Source organism: Shewanella sp. CG12_big_fil_rev_8_21_14_0_65_47_15 (assembly GCF_002783505.1).
Lineage (GTDB): Bacteria > Pseudomonadota > Gammaproteobacteria > Enterobacterales > Shewanellaceae > Shewanella.
Genome location: NZ_PFGL01000041.1, coordinates 11,465 through 28,805, shown reverse-complemented (window position 1 = coordinate 28,805; position 17,341 = coordinate 11,465). Strand labels below are relative to the sequence as shown.

At 44.5% G+C, this 17,341-nt stretch carries 22 protein-coding genes; 14 read left to right on the top strand and 8 right to left on the bottom strand.

Going from position 1 to position 17,341, the window contains the following annotated elements; all coding sequences use genetic code 11:
* Positions 1–44: 44 nt before the first annotated feature.
* Positions 45–578: a nuclear transport factor 2 family protein gene (locus COW15_RS10330; protein ID WP_293632501.1), complete on the top strand. Its 534-nt coding sequence runs from the start codon at positions 45–47 to the stop codon at positions 576–578.
* 15 nt (positions 579–593) lie between these two features.
* Here the strand turns inward: COW15_RS10330 and COW15_RS10325 are convergent, their stop codons facing one another.
* Both COW15_RS10325 and ltaE read right to left on the bottom strand, forming a co-directional pair.
* Entirely contained in the window at positions 594–2,063 is a 1,470-nt protein-coding gene (locus COW15_RS10325; RefSeq protein ID WP_293632500.1) for an HDOD domain-containing protein, read from the bottom strand.
* A gap of 184 nt (positions 2,064–2,247) precedes the next feature.
* Entirely contained in the window at positions 2,248–3,261 is a 1,014-nt protein-coding gene (gene ltaE, locus COW15_RS10320; RefSeq protein ID WP_293632499.1) for a low-specificity L-threonine aldolase, read from the bottom strand.
* A 250-nt stretch (positions 3,262–3,511) separates the two neighbouring features.
* Between ltaE and COW15_RS10315 the strand changes: the two genes are divergently transcribed.
* From COW15_RS10315 to tpx, 3 genes are all read left to right on the top strand, one after another.
* Positions 3,512–4,105, top strand: a complete 594-nt coding sequence (locus COW15_RS10315) for an OmpA family protein (RefSeq protein WP_293632498.1) — start codon at positions 3,512–3,514, stop codon at positions 4,103–4,105.
* Positions 4,106–4,137: 32 nt separating this feature from the next.
* Positions 4,138–4,965, top strand: coding sequence for a mechanosensitive ion channel domain-containing protein (locus tag COW15_RS10310; RefSeq protein ID WP_293632497.1), 828 nt, complete (start codon positions 4,138–4,140; stop codon positions 4,963–4,965).
* Between the two features lie 124 nt (positions 4,966–5,089).
* Positions 5,090–5,683 carry a thiol peroxidase gene (gene tpx, locus COW15_RS10305; protein WP_293632496.1) on the top strand — a complete coding sequence of 198 codons (594 nt, stop codon included), beginning with the start codon at positions 5,090–5,092 and terminating at the stop codon, positions 5,681–5,683.
* 128 nt (positions 5,684–5,811) lie between these two features.
* Here tpx and COW15_RS10300 read toward each other — a convergent pair whose 3' ends face one another.
* Positions 5,812–6,453 carry a trimeric intracellular cation channel family protein gene (locus COW15_RS10300; RefSeq protein ID WP_293632495.1) on the bottom strand — a complete coding sequence of 214 codons (642 nt, stop codon included), beginning with the start codon at positions 6,451–6,453 and terminating at the stop codon, positions 5,812–5,814.
* A 264-nt stretch (positions 6,454–6,717) separates the two neighbouring features.
* Positions 6,718–7,278 (bottom strand): DUF4136 domain-containing protein, encoded by a 561-nt coding sequence (locus tag COW15_RS10295; protein ID WP_293632494.1) that lies wholly within the window; start codon positions 7,276–7,278, stop codon positions 6,718–6,720.
* 179 nt (positions 7,279–7,457) lie between these two features.
* On the opposite strand from COW15_RS10295, the gene COW15_RS10290 reads away from it, so the two are divergent.
* From COW15_RS10290 to ruvX, 4 genes are all read left to right on the top strand, one after another.
* On the top strand, positions 7,458–7,772 hold the full coding sequence (locus tag COW15_RS10290) for a hypothetical protein (RefSeq protein WP_293632493.1): 315 nt from the start codon (positions 7,458–7,460) through the stop codon (positions 7,770–7,772).
* A gap of 155 nt (positions 7,773–7,927) precedes the next feature.
* Positions 7,928–8,257, top strand: coding sequence for a stress response translation initiation inhibitor YciH (yciH, locus tag COW15_RS10285; protein WP_293632492.1), 330 nt, complete (start codon positions 7,928–7,930; stop codon positions 8,255–8,257).
* A gap of 93 nt (positions 8,258–8,350) precedes the next feature.
* Positions 8,351–8,914, top strand: coding sequence for a YqgE/AlgH family protein (locus COW15_RS10280; RefSeq protein ID WP_293632491.1), 564 nt, complete (start codon positions 8,351–8,353; stop codon positions 8,912–8,914).
* A 30-nt stretch (positions 8,915–8,944) separates the two neighbouring features.
* Positions 8,945–9,370, top strand: coding sequence for a Holliday junction resolvase RuvX (gene ruvX, locus COW15_RS10275; RefSeq protein WP_253990540.1), 426 nt, complete (start codon positions 8,945–8,947; stop codon positions 9,368–9,370).
* A 73-nt stretch (positions 9,371–9,443) separates the two neighbouring features.
* Here the strand turns inward: ruvX and hemH are convergent, their stop codons facing one another.
* The 4 genes from hemH to COW15_RS10255 form a co-directional block, all read right to left on the bottom strand.
* Positions 9,444–10,457, bottom strand: coding sequence for a ferrochelatase (hemH, locus tag COW15_RS10270; protein WP_293632490.1), 1,014 nt, complete (start codon positions 10,455–10,457; stop codon positions 9,444–9,446).
* Positions 10,458–10,506: 49 nt separating this feature from the next.
* On the bottom strand, positions 10,507–11,046 hold the full coding sequence (locus COW15_RS10265) for a glutathione peroxidase (protein WP_293632489.1): 540 nt from the start codon (positions 11,044–11,046) through the stop codon (positions 10,507–10,509).
* Between the two features lie 182 nt (positions 11,047–11,228).
* Entirely contained in the window at positions 11,229–12,341 is a 1,113-nt protein-coding gene (locus tag COW15_RS10260; protein WP_198783580.1) for a PilT/PilU family type 4a pilus ATPase, read from the bottom strand.
* Between the two features lie 9 nt (positions 12,342–12,350).
* Positions 12,351–13,388 carry a type IV pilus twitching motility protein PilT gene (locus COW15_RS10255; protein ID WP_011716282.1) on the bottom strand — a complete coding sequence of 346 codons (1,038 nt, stop codon included), beginning with the start codon at positions 13,386–13,388 and terminating at the stop codon, positions 12,351–12,353.
* 35 nt (positions 13,389–13,423) lie between these two features.
* Between COW15_RS10255 and COW15_RS10250 the strand changes: the two genes are divergently transcribed.
* From COW15_RS10250 to rdgB, 6 genes are all read left to right on the top strand, one after another.
* The gene (locus COW15_RS10250) at positions 13,424–14,122 is read left to right on the top strand and encodes a YggS family pyridoxal phosphate-dependent enzyme (protein WP_293632488.1); all 699 of its coding nucleotides are present in this window, start codon (positions 13,424–13,426) and stop codon (positions 14,120–14,122) included.
* 164 nt (positions 14,123–14,286) lie between these two features.
* The gene (gene proC / locus COW15_RS10245) at positions 14,287–15,105 is read left to right on the top strand and encodes a pyrroline-5-carboxylate reductase (RefSeq protein ID WP_293632487.1); all 819 of its coding nucleotides are present in this window, start codon (positions 14,287–14,289) and stop codon (positions 15,103–15,105) included.
* 43 nt (positions 15,106–15,148) lie between these two features.
* On the top strand, positions 15,149–15,697 hold the full coding sequence (locus tag COW15_RS10240) for a YggT family protein (protein WP_293632486.1): 549 nt from the start codon (positions 15,149–15,151) through the stop codon (positions 15,695–15,697).
* Positions 15,697–15,987, top strand: coding sequence for a DUF167 family protein YggU (gene yggU / locus COW15_RS10235; protein ID WP_293632485.1), 291 nt, complete (start codon positions 15,697–15,699; stop codon positions 15,985–15,987). The genes COW15_RS10240 and yggU overlap by 1 nt, the downstream gene beginning before the upstream one ends.
* 191 nt (positions 15,988–16,178) lie before the next feature.
* Positions 16,179–16,613, top strand: coding sequence for a DUF4426 domain-containing protein (locus COW15_RS10230; RefSeq protein ID WP_293632484.1), 435 nt, complete (start codon positions 16,179–16,181; stop codon positions 16,611–16,613).
* Between the two features lie 121 nt (positions 16,614–16,734).
* Positions 16,735–17,341: RdgB/HAM1 family non-canonical purine NTP pyrophosphatase (gene rdgB / locus COW15_RS10225; protein ID WP_293632483.1), on the top strand; the 607-nt coding region annotated here is incomplete at its 3' end.

Here is a 17,341-nt window from a genome sequence, read left to right as displayed (position 1 = left end):
CTTAATAAATCCTAAACAAGTAGAAATAAAACAAGGAATACCCTATGCCGACTGTGACAAGCGCGAAACGCCGAGTACTATCCATCACTTGGCTCTGTGCCACATTATTTGTGATAGCGGCCCCGATATTAAGTGCACAAAACGCAAAAGCCAGCGAAAACCCAACCATGCAAACGTTGACAATCGATGAACAAGCTGCGGCTCAAGTACTCGATAAATTGAATCAATATTCCAGCAGTGCCGATTGGGATAAGTATTTTGCCCTGTATCGGCAGGATGGCATTTTTATTGGTACCGATGCGAGTGAGCGTTGGGGTATGGTCGAATTTGAGGGTTATTCCCGCCCAACTAAAGGTTGGCGTTATGATTTAGTCGAGCGGCATTTGGTCCAACACGGCAATATTATCCTCTTCGATGAGCTGCTTAATAGCCCAGCCTACGGCATTAGCCGAGGAACAGGCACCTTAATGAAAACCGACGGTGTATGGAAAATTGCCCAATACCATTTAAGTTTTCCTATCCCTAACACGCTGGCTAAACAGATCACCACAGAAATTAAAAATGCCCTTAAGCAATAAATCGCTGTGGGGTCATTACTTTAATGACACGGTAAAACACACATTCGCCAACTGGGAGAAGTGGATAAAACTTTGAAAATCCGCTTCTTCAAAATCTCTTTCCGAAGGCCCCCTATCGGCGTAATAAAATCCAATGACTTTATTATCGACTAACAGTGGCGCCAACAGAAATCCCCTTTGAGAGACATGCTGAGAGAGTAATTCTTGGCTCTGTTCCCGCCATTTTTTCGAGGTGGGATCGTCTACCCAAATGGGCTCTTTATGTTCCATCGCCTGACGGAAAAGCCCTTTTTTATCACTTAAATCGATAATAAACTCCCGCTTCATCTCCTCGGCGTCCGAACCTAGCATCACCCGCGGCTGGAGCTGTTTACGGCTCGGTGACAATAACAGCACACCACAACGGTCGACCCCAACCCCTTCCAAAATGCCCTCGAGGACAGTCTGCATTATCAAGTTAAAATCAGCCTTATTGATGGCATATCCAGTTAATTCCCGCAGCTTTGCAAGTTGAATAGTTAAATTAGCTTGATAAACTGGTATTTCCAATGGGATCGGCTCAGGTTCAACGTTGAGAATACGTTTAGGATCGGGCAAATACTCCAGCAGCACCTTAGCACCGTAGACCTCGGCCAGCTTGTGGGTTGCGTTAGCACAGCGCTGCAAACGGATCTTAAATTCCCCTTCCTCTAACCCTGTAAAATTGACCGCTTGGGTTATGCGTTTTTCGAGTTCCACATTATCGATGACGGGTTGGGATAAAATATCGCAAAGCTTGTCCGCTAGAAATATGGAGCGGATCTCAGGACGTCGATCATCGGGGTAATTAACCGCTTGGATCAATAAATCCCCAAGCCCCCAGTGGCGGGCAATACTCTGGGTTAACTGTGAAAAAGAAGTGCCAAGGTTTTCACGGATCACGCTTCGTTCGTCCGCTGGCGTTTCACACTCTTTCAATTTTTGATCTAATTCCTCGGTAAATTCACCACCAATACTCCAAAATGCGCTTTCACCTATGTGATAAAGTAAAGAAGCAATAAAGGCCTCTTCCTGCAATTCTTCATCATAATCACTCAGCATCATCCTCGCTAACATGGCCGCCTGGAATGCCTTTGCCATCAGCTTAATCAATCTTTGGTACACTGAGGGAGCGAGATTTTTACTTTCCAGCAGGCTGGAGAGTAACTTGGCGGTAATACAAATATTTCGCACCGCATCAAACCCCAGCACAATGGCGGCTCGACTCACCGTGGATATTTGTGTGCTGCCTTTATGGTATATAGCGCTGTTTGCAACGCGCAGGATGCGAGATGTTAAGGCGTTATCATGCATCACGCTACGCCCGAGTAGAGCGAGAGAGGAGACATCATCCTTGGCAAGTTTCTCTAACGATTTTACCGTCGAACACAGTGCTGGCATTTCTAGCTCACTGATCCGATTTGTCCAGTAATCGACCCCTTTATTAATATTGTTATTAGGTTTCAACCTAGATTTGCCTCAATGAATTGATATTATTGTTTTTAGTATAGATAGGCATAAAAAATTCGCCTAGGTTCGCATCTTAATTCCCATCGTCAGCTTAAATAATGTTCAAGTCAGTTATTGCCCTCGATAAAAATACCCAAGCCAGAGCTTGGGTATTCTCCATAAACGTTTAAGCGATAGGCGCTTAAGCCTGTAGATGCAATTTAAATACCCGCAGCACTTTATCAATATCTTGGCGGCTCACATCCTTATGGGTCACTAGACGCAGCGTTTTTCCTGGGCTAATGAGAATACCTTCCGAACGACATCGTTTTGCCAGTGACTCGGCATCGACGTGGGGAGCGAGGGTGGCAAATAACATATTGGTCTGCACTGTGGCTAAATCGACTTCAAACTCATCAAACTCGGTCAGTTTCCGCGCAAAATAAGCTGCATTTTCATGGTCTTCAGTCAATCTTTCGACCTGCTCAGTTAACGCCAGTTTACCTGCAGCGGCCAAGATCCCCGCTTGACGCATGCCGCCACCGAGCATTTTACGCCAACGAATGGCTTTTTTTATTAATCGCTCATCCCCTAAGAGTAATGAGCCAACAGGTGCACAGAGCCCCTTAGACAAGCAAATAGACACTGAGTCGAAATGTGCGGTGATATCACTGATGGCAAGATTTTGCGCAGCGGCAGCATTAGCGACCCTAGCACCATCTAAATGAATTTTTAATCCCCGATGAAAGGCCAGAGCCTGGGCCTCTGCAAGGTAATTTTGTGGTAACACTTTGCCACCAATAGTATTTTCAAGACTCAGTAAACGTGTGCGAGCGAAGTGAATATCATCGGGTTTTATCGCGGCCTCGATCTCTGCCAAGGCGATAGTGCCATCCAATTGATTCATCAGTGGCTGTGGCTGAATACTCCCTAAAACAGCAGCACCGCCCCCCTCAAACTTGTAATTATGGGCTTGTTGTCCACACAAATATTCATCACCGCGCTCACAATGCGCCATCAGGGCGAGTAAATTTGCCTGAGTCCCGGAGGCGGTAAAGAGGGCACTCTCAAATCCAAACATGTCGGCGGCCATATCCTGCAAACTATTCACAGTAGGATCATCACCATACACATCGTCACCCACTTCGGCTCTGGACATGGCTAATCGCATCGCGGCTGTTGGCTGAGTAACAGTATCACTGCGTAAATCTATCATCTTATCCTCGACTTCTTCTACGGGATCCCCTAAGGGCTTAGGCTTGTGTGCTACAGCGACTCTAGCGCCAAAGAGATATTTTGTATAGTTTGCCTAGATGCATGCCGGTAAAATCAATACGCCATCTCTGCGTTAAACTTGGCGTAGCGCTTGTAAAACGATAGAATATGTCACTAAGGATCTCGTACTGCAAAAATGTAAATTTATTAGTGATTTTGACTAACACTTTTCCTACCTAAGGTGATTTGTGGTGAATATATCCCCAACACAATGCATTAAGTTTATGCTGCTAATATTAGGTTTGTGCCTAACCCCACAGGTACATGCTTGGCAGGATACAGATCAAGATGGTGTACCGGACATTAAAGATGCTTGTCCAAACACCCCTGCAAATACTTTAGTCATGGCCAATGGCTGTGTTTATGAAATAGAAACCAAGACAAAGACAGAAAATATTCAATGTGATATCAACAATCCAAGCACTTATTCCGGCGCTGATTGTCATAATATCACCACGGCAATAGTCTACTTTGAGTTTGCCATTGCAGAGGTTGACTTATCCCAATGGAAAACTTTAGCCTTAGTTAAAGCATTTTTAGAAGCGAATGACATTAAATTAACCTTAGTGGGTCACACCGATATTGTCGGAACACCCGAGTTTAATTATCAACTGTCGCTACAGCGGGCTCAAAATGTAAAACGTATTTTGGTCGAAGATTACGGCTTCGATCCAAATCGATTTACCGTGATAGGTAAAGGCATATCTGAACCCGTCGCTGATAATCATTCCAGCGAAGGGCGCAGATTAAATCGACGAGTACAGTTTATCGTCAATAATAAGTAATTTTTGTTAGCGTATATTTAGGGAGCTATTCAATGGAAAACCTAGAGGGTTTATTAAAGCAGGCACCGGATCTGGTCATGACCTATGGCTTAAAGATCTTATTTGCCATTATCATTTTCTTTGTTGGTAAATACTTTTCAGGCGTCGCACAAAAGTTAGTGCGCAAATTACTTAATAGCCGAAAAATCGATCCGACAGTCGTATCTTTTGTAGCGAATCTGACATGGGCCGTGGTGTTTGTATTCACAGTCATCGCGACTTTAGGGCAAATTGGGGTACAAACCGCATCATTGGTTGCCGTTATCGGTGCCGCGGGTTTAGCCGTAGGTTTAGCGCTACAAGGCTCACTGTCTAACTTCGCCTCTGGCGTGTTAATGGTATTATTCCGCCCTTGCCGCGTGGGTGATTACATTGAAGCTGCTGGTATTGCAGGGACTGTCGATGAAATTACCATTTTCTCCACTAAGCTGCGCACACCAGATAACAAAGTTATAGTTGCACCCAACTCTGCCATCATGAATGGCACTATCACTAACTACTCTGCCTCCGAAAATCGCCGTATCGATCTGGTGATTGGTGTTTCATATTCGGCAGATATAGCATTAACCAAAAAAGTATTGACCGATATCTTAGATAACAACCAATATGTGCTAAAAGACCCATCGTACACGGTTGGCCTATCTGAGTTAGCCAATTCATCTATCAATTTTGTTGTGCGCCCTTGGGTAAAAACCGCCGATTACTGGACGGCTCGTTTTGAGATCCTTGAACAAATTAAGAATGCACTCGATGCTGCAAATATTGAAATTCCATTCCCGCAAATGGATATCCATGTGAAGCAATTGCCAGAGAGCAAATAATGTACGATTAATACAAATGGCCAGTTAATACTGGCCATTTTTTATGGTTATAAAAGGTGTTTTGGCGTAGCTTAGTGGTTAATTGTTAAATGCGCACAGAGAGACTCTTGTGCAAGGAGATAAAATGCAAAAATACATTTCATTTTTAGCCGCGGGCTGCTTTTGTAGCTTAATGCTAATCAGCACCAACGCCATTGCCAATGAAAAGACGCAGGTGTTGATGGGCGAAAAAACCGTCACCTTAGAGGGCAAATTGCCCAAACTGACCCAAATGGCGCCGGGGTTTAAAGTGGTGGATGAGCACTTTACACCTGTTACCCTAAGTGACTTTAAAGGTAAAACTGTGCTTATCAGTGCAGTGCCAAGCTTAGATACAGGCGTATGCGCATTGCAAACAAAACGCTTTAACAGTGAAGTCAGCCATTTTTCAGATGATGTAATAATGCTAACAATTAGCGCCGATCTTCCCTTCGCACAGAAGCGTTTTTGTAAAGTTGAAAATGTAGACAAAATTAAAGTGCTATCAGACTCTGTCTGGCGTGACTTTGGTGAAAAATATGGCTTATTAATTCAAGATTACGGCTTACTGGCCCGCGCTATTTTTATTATCGACGCCGAAGGTAAATTACAATACCAAGAATTAGTGCCAAATATTACCGAGCATCCAAACTACGATGCGGCACTGGCAGCATTAAAAACCATTCAAACTCTCCAATAATTCACAGATAAAAATAGGGCTACGAAGTGCAGCCCTATTTTTATCCTACTGTTCGGAACAAACCAGCCAATAAGCTTTGAATAGATATGGGTTTACCCGAGTCTGATTTCAGCTATTCTAGCCGTTATTTAGTGCGTATGTGGGTCACTACTGGTTTGATAATCAAACGTCGGCATTGACCAATGATAACGTAACGCCAACATTCTCAAACTGAAACCCAGACTTAAACAAATGACTAGATTGATCCATTCGGTTAAGTGGTAGGTTTCTAAGGTGATATACAATCCTGCCGTTAACAATGAAATAACAGCATAGAGTTCCTTCTTAAAAATCAACGGCACTTGATTACATAGAATATCGCGGATCACACCGCCAAATACGCCTGTGACTAGCCCCATCACTACCGCGATTGTCGGACTAAATCCGAGCAATAGGGTTTTCTGCGCGCCTACTATTGAAAACACCGCAAGACCTAAGGCGTCGATGGCTAAAAATAACGTGGATAAATAACGCATAACTGGGGCAATCGCCACAGTCAATAGAGAAGCAAAAGCAATGGCTATCAGGTAATGGACATTCTCCACCCATATCAAGGGGTAGTTACCTAATAACATATCCCTTAATGTACCGCCGCCAATTGCGGTCGCACAACCAATGATCACCACACCGAACAGATCCATCTGCTTACGACCCGCAGCTAAGGCCCCAGTCATTGCCTCGGCAAGGATCCCTATCAACCATAACCATCCGATAAACTGTGCTTCTTGCATTACGACTTACTGCTCACATTAAAAGACGCTGATTTTGCCTGATAAATACGAGCTTAGATAATGATATTATTTCAAATTAATCATTAGAAAAAATAATGAATATAACATTTATGATAAGTAAGAATAGCGAAAACTCAGCTAAGCTGAAAATGGCGACAAAATGACGACAAATAGTGCATCGATGTGAATCGGCTGGCTAAAATCTAGCCACAAAAAAGCGGCCTATTGGCCGCTCTTAAGTTTTAGCCCCGATAGAGGAAAGGATTATTTATTCTCAGGCTTAGGAGGATAATTCATCATGACACTACCCACGGCCTCATTAATGATCTCTACTCTTTCTTCCGGGGTATTTTTATCGCGGATCGTATCGGCAACAGAGCCACGCCAAATCAATTTAGCAGTTTTATTATCAATTAAATCAATTATTAATGTACCAACCTCATACTCTCGCACTGTTGTTTGGGTATGCATATTGCCGCCCCAACCCCAGCCTGGGCCATAGTATGGGCTGTAGCCAAAGTTAGAATTAAAGGTATCTACATTGATTTTCTTATCGACTTTAGTCAGGTAGTTAACCAGCACATCGGCGTCTTTCGCATCGACTAATGCCATACCTTTACTCGCTAGCTGGCTATTAACCGCTTCCCTCACTCTTTGATCCATCAAGCCATCGAGATGATATCCGGTAGAGTCGGCTTTTTGGGTCACCCAAGCATAGGTTTTATATTGGCTGAAATTGGCGCTAGGATCATAATCCCAGCCCGATTTAAGCGAGCTGCAAGCACTTAAGGCGAGTACGGCTAAGCCAACAATGATACTTTTCATTTTAATTTCCTCAGATGTCCACACTGAACAAAGATAAGCCTATAGGGCTAAATTTAGCTTACATAGCAATTGACTGATCTACAACTTTATTCATGAAAAAGCGATATGCTATTCAGCTTGACTTCAGTTACAAACCAAATGATAATGATTATCAATTGGCATCAAAAGGGGTGAAAGATATGTATTGGTTTATTAGTGCATTTATTGTTGCATCGGCAATTTTTTTCCTCATGCCACAGAAAACCGCCGTCGAAGTGAACAATACAAAACTTAAATCTCCTTTACCGTTGAGTTTGTTGATTTTGCCTTTAGCCGTACTCAGTTGGTTAGTTTTCGATACTCTGTTAAATGGTGGTAACTATGCCACAGTGGCGGCATTTGGTTTTGTCTCTACCGCCTGTTTAATTGCCCTACCTAAGTTACATCGCTATATCATGCCCAGCGCATTACTCACAGCACTTGCCCTGATAGCCATGGTGACAGAACGCTTTTAAGTTTTCGGTTTTAAAAATATGCTTACTTCCCTGCAAAGAGTTAGCATTTTCTCCAGACCACTTACAGTCTATCTCTAAGTGGTCTTTTTTTACCTCCCAGAACCCCATTGAATTTGGTAAACTTAAGTCGCGTACATTCCAATGAAAGATGACTTATGAAAGCAGATCCCAATGTATCCTTAGTATACAGTACTGATAAAGGGCGTATTAGTGCCGAACTAACCCCAAGAGCGATACCCACATCAGATGGCATAGTACGGATCCATAGAGATAGTAAAGGCCGTAAAGGCAAAGGGGTGTCGATTATTTCGGGCCTAGGGCTCGATGAATCCGCCTTGAAGGCTCTTGCACAAACCCTTAAAAAACAATGTGGCTGTGGTGGAACAGTCAAAGACTTCACCATTGAAGTACAAACAGATAATCGCGAACAGCTGAAGCTGTTACTCGAGAAGCAAAATTATAAAGTGAAATTGGCTGGCGGCTGATAAGAGAACCTAGATACCATTCACCCGTGGGTCAGTTTGCCGCTACACATTTTGCGATTCAGGTTAATGCCTATCGGCTTGAACGGAGTTTTAATGGAGAGTTTGCAAAACTATTTTTTAATCGCCATGCCTTCACTCGATGGCACCTATTTTGAGCGCACTGTCATCTATCTCTGCGAACATGATGCTAAGGGCGCTATGGGGCTAGTGATTAACAAACCACTGGGTATTGAGGTCAATTCACTGTTAGAACAGATGGATTTACCCGCAGAACAGACCTCAGTCGATCTTGCCCAGAATTCACAGGTCCTCATGGGCGGCCCTGTCTCACAGGACCGTGGTTTTGTGTTACATAGTGCCCAACCCTATTGGGCAAATAGTACAGAACTAAGCTCAGGGCTGATGCTCACCACTTCACGGGATGTGTTAACTGCCATTGGCAGCGACAGATCACCCAAGAAGTTTCTCGTTGCATTAGGTTATGCTGGATGGAGTAAAAATCAGCTAGAGCAAGAACTTGCAGATAATTCTTGGCTTACAATCCCCGCAGACCATACACTTCTGTTTGATGTTAAACATGAAGACCGTTGGCCACAGGCGAGCCGCTCACTCGGGTTTGACGCTTGGCAACTATCATCTCAGGCTGGTCATGCTTAAACCGCTTTAATTACAATAAGTTTGTATTCTATGAATTCTAGAACTGTTTTAGGCTTTGACTTTGGCACTAAGAGTATCGGTGTCGCCATTGGACAAGAGATCACCGCCAGTGCCACACCACTCCTGTCGCTCAAGGCAGTAGATGGCATTCCCAATTGGGATCAAATTGGCGAGCTGATTAAAGAGTGGCAGCCGGATTTAGTCGTTGTGGGATTACCCCTTAATATGGATGGAACTGAGCAGGAAATGACCCACAGGGCGCGTAAATTTGCCAATCGGATCAATGCTAAGTTTGGGGTAAAAATAGTCACTCAGGATGAGAGGCTCACCACCACAGATGCTAAAGCAAGATTATTTGAATTAGGTGGTTTTAAAGCCTTAACTAAAGGTCAAGTCGATGCGGTGTCTGCCGTACTGATTATTGAAAGCTACTTTGAAAATCACTTCAGTAAATAAAATTACATCAAAAAGAAAAGGATAAGTTACCTTATCCTTTCTAGTTTGATGCTTAACGCGATGAATCACCGGATCAAAAATGTGGCTTCACTAAGTTTGCCATCATAGTAATATGCGCATCACTGTCATTCAATGCAGGAATGTAGCGGAACTTCTCTCCCCCTGCATTAGCAAAAATATGGCCATTCTCGCCAACTATTTCTTCTAAGGTCTCTAAGCAATCGGCACTAAATGCGGGGCAGACAATCGCCACATCCCGTACTCCCTCACCTGGCAGCGTTTTGATTGTGGCATCCGTATAGGGCTGCAACCATTTTGCCTTGCCGAAGCGGGATTGAAATGTCATCACAAATTCGTCTTGGCTTAAACCCAGTTGTTCTATCACTAAGCGTGTGGTTTTCACGCAAAAACAATAATAGGGATCGCCTAAATGCAGATTTCGCTCTGGCATTCCATGGTAAGACAACACTAATTTCTGCGGTTTGCCATGGGCATCGAAATCGGCCCGAATGCTATCGGCAAGTGCATTAATAAAATCAGGATTGTCATGGTAGGTATTAATAAAATGCAGTGATGGAATATAACGCCACTGGGATAATTCGGTTGCTATGGCATCGAAGGCCGATCCCGTTGTGGGTGCCGCATATTGGGGATACAGAGGTAACACCACGATCTTATCAATGCCATTTTGATGCATAGTTTGCAATGTACTGGCGACAGATGGACTGCCATAACGCATTGCTAAATGTACAGAAACATCATGGTGATCAGCTTTAAGTTTATCCGCTAACTTTGCCGTTTGACGCAAACTAATGTCCATTAACGGTGATCCCGCCGCTGTCCATACCTTTTGGTATAACGCCGCCGATTTTGCAGGGCGTACCCGCAAAATGATCCCGTGTAAAATCATCATCCACACTAATTTAGGGATTTCGACTACGCGGGGATCTGACAAAAACTCAGCAAGGTAACGTCTTACAGCAGATGCCGTTGGCGCATCAGGTGTCCCTAAGTTTAATAACAGCACGCCAACCTTAGCCCGCTTAGCATGGCCACTCTCTTTTAAAAGTCCTGAAAATCTAGCCAAAACAACCCCTTAAATTTACACAAGTGATTAATTTATAATGGTAATGTTATTATAAAACCGATTCGATCGCCTGCTTAAGCTCAGCGCTATCGGGCTTCACTTTAGAATTAAATTGCTGCACAACTGTACCATCACCGCTGACAACATATTTATAGAAATTCCACTTTGGCGATCCGGTTTTTTCGGCTAAATATTTGAACACACTATTCACATCGCTTCCCCGAACGGCTGAGGTCGCTAACATAGTGAAGGTCACACCATAGTTGATATAACACACTTTAGCCGTGTCTTTTTCGTCATTTTCCTCTTGGAAAAAATCATCGGACGGGAAACCAATCACGACTAAGCCTTTGTCTTTATATTCTTTATGGAGCGCTTCTAGGGCTTTAAACTGCGGGGTATAACCACAGTTACTGGCGGTATTAACAATAAGCACAGGCTTACCTTGAGTTAATTCACACAGATTAATCTGCTCTTCTGAGTGTAATTTACGCACGCTCAGATCAAGATAACTTGGACAAGTTACCGCCATGGCATTGACACTCAATAAGCTTGTCGCTGCCGTTAGTGCTAGGGTGAATTTACGCATTACTCTCTCCTTTACCTGTGCATTACGCATAACCGCTAAGTAAAGATCATATTAAATTAAAAAATAAAAGCTATGGTTAACGACAACATAGCGATGAAGTAGAAGCGATTGAGCCGAGCGATAATCTGAAAACATAAACAAAAAGCAGCCCATAAAGAGCTGCTTAACGGATTAAACTCTGATTAATCCATGTCTAGGGTGACGCCCTCCATAAAGCTTGAACTGTTAGGTTCTTTATTTTGAAGCTTAATCATCAAGCGTAAATCGTTAGGAGAATCGGCATGGTGCAGGGCATCGGCATAACTAATCTCACCATCGACATAGAGTTTTAACAGGGCTTGGTCGAATGTCTGCATACCTTGCTCATTCGATTTGGCCATGGTTTCTTTGAGCAAATGTAGCTCATTTTTAGCAATTAAACTCGCCACCCTAGGGGTATTAATAAGCACCTCAATGGCGGCTCGTCGCCCAGTTCCATCCACCTTAGGGATCAGTTGCTGCGCCACAATGCCACGCAAATTTAACGATAAATCGAACAGTAACTGCTGATGTTTACTCTCGGGCACTAAATGCATGATCCGATCGAGCGCTTGGTTAGCGTTGTTCGCATGCAAGGTCGCCATACAAAGGTGCCCTGTCTCGGCAAATGAGAGGGCAAACTCCATGGTTTCTTGAGTACGGATCTCACCAATCAAGATCACATCAGGCGCCTGACGAAGCGAGCTTTTTAGTGCCGCATCAAAGGATTCTGTATCAATCCCGACTTCACGCTGGGTAATGATACTTTTTCTATGATCGTGAACAAATTCAACAGGATCCTCAATGGTTAAAATATGGCCACGGGCATGGGCATTACGGTAACCGACTAAAGCGGCTAAGGAGGTTGATTTACCCGTACCTGTACCGCCCACCATGATGATCAACCCACGCTTACTCATGACTAGATCTTTAAGAATGGGCGGGAGTTTTAAATCATCTACATCAGGGATTTTCGTCTCGATTCGGCGCATCACGCAGCCAGGGGATTCACGTTGCCAAAAAGCACTCACCCGGAAACGTCCTAACTCCTTTGCGGCAAAGGCAAAGTTACATTCACGACTCGTATGAAACTCTTTTTTTTGCGCTTCAGTCATCAGGGACTCAACAAAGTCCAAGGACTGCGCAGGCGTAAATGCACTCTCAGCGAGGGGGCGTAACTCACCATCTATTTTCGCACTCGGCGGAAAGCCTGCGGTAATAAACAAATCCGAGGCTTTTCGCTCAACGATGACTTTTAAAAACGGACGAACATCCATCATAAATCCTTAAAACGTCGCTTGTTTGTTTGAACTCTTAGACATAGCGTCCTCACGGGTGATAAGGCCGCGGTTGACTAGATTTTGTAAACATTGTTCCAATGTTTGCATCCCGTGGGCCATACCCGTTTGAATTGCCGAGTACATTTGCGCCACTTTATCTTCGCGAATTAAGTTACGAATCGCAGGTGTGCCCATCATAATTTCGTGGGCTGCTACTCGCCCGCCACCAATTTTTTTAATCAGCGTTTGTGAAATAACCGCCTGTAATGACTCGGATAGCATAGTGCGCACCATGTCTTTCTCACCGGCGGGGAATACGTCGACCACACGGTCGATGGTTTTGGCAGCAGAGGTGGTATGCAAAGTACCAAACACTAAGTGACCGGTTTCAGCCGCCGTCATTGCCAGGCGAATCGTTTCAAGATCTCGCATCTCACCGACGAGGATCACGTCTGGGTCCTCACGCAGTGCGCTGCGCAGTGCGGCATTAAAACTGTGGGTATGACGGTGTACTTCCCGCTGGTTGATCAGGCATTGCTTATTTTGGTGGACGAATTCGATTGGATCTTCGATCGTTAAGATATGGTCATGGCGGTTTTCATTGATGTAATCCACCATGGCCGCAAGTGTGGTACTCTTACCCGAACCTGTTGGTCCAGTGACTAGGACTAACCCCCTGGGAAAACTAGATATTTTTTTAAAAATCTCAGGAGCGCCTAACTGTTCGAGCGACAAAATCTCACTGGGAATGGTACGAAATACCGCCGCTGCACCACGGGATTGGTTAAATGCGTTCACCCGGAAACGGGCTAAATTAGGGACCTCGAAGGAAAAGTCGATTTCTAAATGCTCTTCAAAGTCCTTGCGCTGTTTATCATTCATAATATCGTACACTAAACTGTGTACGCCCTGATGATCGAGCGCGGGCAGGTTAATTTTTCTCACTTCTCCGTCGACACGGATCATGGGAGATATCCCTGCAGAGAGGTGTAGATCCGAGGCTTTGTGTTTTACACTAAAGGCTAATAACTCAGTGATTTCCATAGTTTGGGATATCCTAGCAACCAGATAATTACATCATGACAACAATAGCAGACAGACTCGCAATCGCCCAGCATAGGATAGCGCAAGCGGCGCAAAAATGTGCACGCCTACCTAACAGTATTCGCTTACTTGCGGTCAGCAAGACCAAACCCATTGAAGACATTATAGCAGCCTATCATGCCGGACAACGTTACTTTGGTGAAAACTATGTCCAAGAAGGTATGGCAAAAATTATCGAGTTGCAGGGAAATTATCCCGATATTGAGTGGCATTTTATTGGACCACTACAATCGAATAAAACCAACATTGTCGCCCAATATTTTGACTGGATGCACACGGTATCGCGGGACAAAATTGCCATACGCCTCAATGAGCAACGTCCTATCTCAATGGCACCTCTTAATATATGTATTCAGATCAACATCAGTGGGGAAGAGAGTAAGTCTGGCATAGATGTCGAACAAATGTTGCCGCTCGCACAATTAATCGCCCAGCTCCCTAACTTAACCCTCAGAGGATTGATGGCCATTCCCACAGCAACAGAGAACTCCGCGCTGCAAGAGCAAGAATTCACTAAATTAAAAGCATTATTTGAAGAGCTAAAGCATCATTATCCCGATGTAGATACTCTCTCAATGGGCATGAGTAATGACCTTGATACTGCGATAGCCTGCGGCTCGACTATGGTACGTATTGGTAGTGCCATCTTTGGTGAGCGCGATTATTCAGTGTGATGCAGTAGACACCTTAGGACAATCAACTCGGCTGCTAGCCTTGTTTTTACCACTCAGCGCCCAAATACTGTAGTAAAATCCACTTACATATACTCCCATTTGGGCTCTATCGTTTAATGCAAACAGAAACAACATTATGCGATTAATCAACTAGCGAGAATCACATGGTTCAACAGAAAATCTGCTTTATCGGCGCAGGTAATATGACCCGCAGCATCATCAGTGGTTTAATCCGCAGTGGCTATCCCGCAAAGCTTGTTCAAGCCACAAATCCAAGCAAGGGTAAACTAGATGCGCTCGAGGCCGATTTTGGGGTTTTAGTTTCTCAAGATAATTTAATCGCCGCAAAAAATGCCGATGTCATAGTGCTATCGGTGAAACCGCAGTTGATGCAGCAAGTATGTGAAGCCCTGCAGACTGTGGATATGTCTAAGAAGTTAGTCATCACCATTGCGGCAGGTATTAAAGCGAGCCGTTACAGCGAATACCTAGCGCAGCCCGTTACAATTGTCCGTGCGATGCCAAATACCCCCATGCAAATCGGTGTTGGTATGACCGGACTCTTTACACCTCAATCTCTGTCTGCAGAGCAACAAGCCATCTGTGAGCGTCTCATGTCAAGCGGTGGCGACATCGTTTGGGTGAATGAAGAAGCGGACATTAATAAAGTGATCGCACTTGCGGGCAGTTCGCCAGCGTATTTCTTCCTACTGATGGAGTCTATGATAGATGCGGGTAAACAAATGGGGATGGATGAAGCAAAAGCCAGAAGTTTAGTGCAGCAAGCAGCCCTCGGCGCTGCTATGATGGCAAAGCAAAACCCAGATCTTACCCTTGGTAATCTCAGGGAAAATGTCACATCAAAGGGCGGAACCACTGCCCAAGCCATTGCGACATTTGAAGCCGCCGATATGCGGGGATTAGTGAAAAAAGCCATGGAAAATTGCATTAACCGTGCAGAAGAAATGGCTGCAACATTTTAGCTTTAACGCTTTTTTTATCGAACTCACATAGGCAGAAACCTCGATGAATGCATTAACCTTTTTGATCAACACATTCTTTGATTTGTATTTAATGGTGGTGATATTACGGATCTGGCTACAACTAGCTAGAGCCGACTTTTACAATCCTTTCAGTCAGTTTATCGTAAAGGCCACCCATCCCCTTATCGCCCCGATGCGCCGAGTGCTCCCTTCTATGGGGCGATTCGATACCGCCTCCTTCGTGCTCGCCCTGCTCGTGGTTATCGCTAAATTATTGCTAATAAGCCTTATTGCTGGCGGTGGATTCGATATTCTGCTGTTTCTCGTATTTGCCATAGTATCTGTGGTAAAAAAAGCAGGAGTATTGCTCTTTTGGATGTTGATTATTCGCGCTATTTTAAGCTGGTTTAATCAGGGCTATAACCCCATAGTGATGATTATGGGTCAACTAACAGAGCCTGTTTTGGCCCCCTTTAGACGTATTATCCCCCCCATCGGTGGTTTAGATTTGTCTGTAATGGTTGTCATTATTGGCATGAACTTCCTCAACATGCTGCTCGCTCAATATGTTCCTTACTGGGCAATCATTTAATGAGTGCCATTGTTTTGCAGCAGGGCGACCTGCTGCTTAATCTATATATTCAACCTAAGGCGAGTCGAGATCAGATAGTGGGGCTGCACGGCGATGAACTCAAAGTCGCCATTACAGCACCGCCCATCGATGGCAAGGCCAATGCGCACTTGAGCAAATATTTAGCGAAAGCGTTTAAAGTTCCTAAAAGCGATGTTCAAATCCTAAAGGGCGAACTTGGCCGCCACAAACAAGTCCGCATTATCGCTCCAAAACTTATTCCACCCGAAGTCAATGCCTTGATCGAATAAGCACACGAATATGCATTAGTAAAAAATTCCTTTGGAAGCCATAGGTCCTGTATACCCATCAATTCAAAAAGTGACCGACATTCTTTCATTGATGCGCCTTGAATTGAAGCACCCTAGACGCTCTGAAACTCGTATCTTGAGGTAGCTTGGGTATATACTCAAAGAACCCCCTAATATGAAGGTATCCAATCATGTTTCGTCACCTCCTCGTACTGCTTGCATTAACCGCGAGCCTATGCGGCGTAGCAAACGCCGAGCAAAAAGAAACCGTCGGTAATTTTGATATTCATTACATGGCATTAGGCAGCACATTCTTAACTCCTAGCATAGCGAAGTCCTACGGCATCGAACGCAGCAGTTATACGGGGATCATCAACATCGCCGTATTAGATATGAGTACAACGGGCTCGCCAGCGGTTCCCGTTGACATTACAGGCGTAGCTAATAACCTGTTAGATGCACGTATTGATTTGAAATTTAGAGAAATCCGTGAAGGTAATGCCATTTATTACATTGCAGAAGTGCCTTACCGAGACGATCAAGAGATCAACTTCAATATCGCCATCAAACACGGTAATCAATTAAATACCAACCTCCAGTTTAAACAAAAGTTTTACGTCGAATAACCTTTCAATAATCTCTATTCGGACGATGTAAAACCGCATCGTCCGGCCCTTTTGCTGTCCTTTAGCACTGAGCTTGGGTATCATTGCCGCAGTAATTGTCGCTCAATGTTATAGGTATTCCATGCAACAAATTGTCCTCGCCAGTGGTAACAAAGGTAAACTCGCCGAATTCGATCAAATGCTCGCCGCTTATGGCGTAAAAGTGCTGCCGCAGAATCAATTCAACGTCAGTGAAGTGGCCGAAACTGGCACTACCTTTGTGGAAAACGCCATTATCAAGGCGAGGCACGCAGCCGAAATCACTGACCTTGCCGCCATTGCCGATGATTCAGGTTTAGAAGTGGATTTACTCCAAGGCGCTCCAGGTATTTATTCGGCTCGTTACGCGGGCGAGAACGCCAAAGATCAAGATAATGTATTGAAACTACTTGAGACATTAAAAGACCAGCCTGCACCTCGCAGTGCGAGATTCCAATGTGTGCTGGTATATATGCGCCACGCCAAAGATCCAACCCCGATTATTTGCCAAGCCTCATGGGAAGGCCAAATCGACTTTAACCAACGCGGCGCCAATGGCCATGGTTACGACCCGATTTTTATCCCCGAACATTATCAATGTAGCGCGGCGGAGCTGAACAGCAACGAGAAAAATGCCTTAAGCCATCGCGGTAAAGCCCTAGTGCAACTTATCGCCGCCATGCAAGCCCAAGGCGTGTTCACTGGCGGGA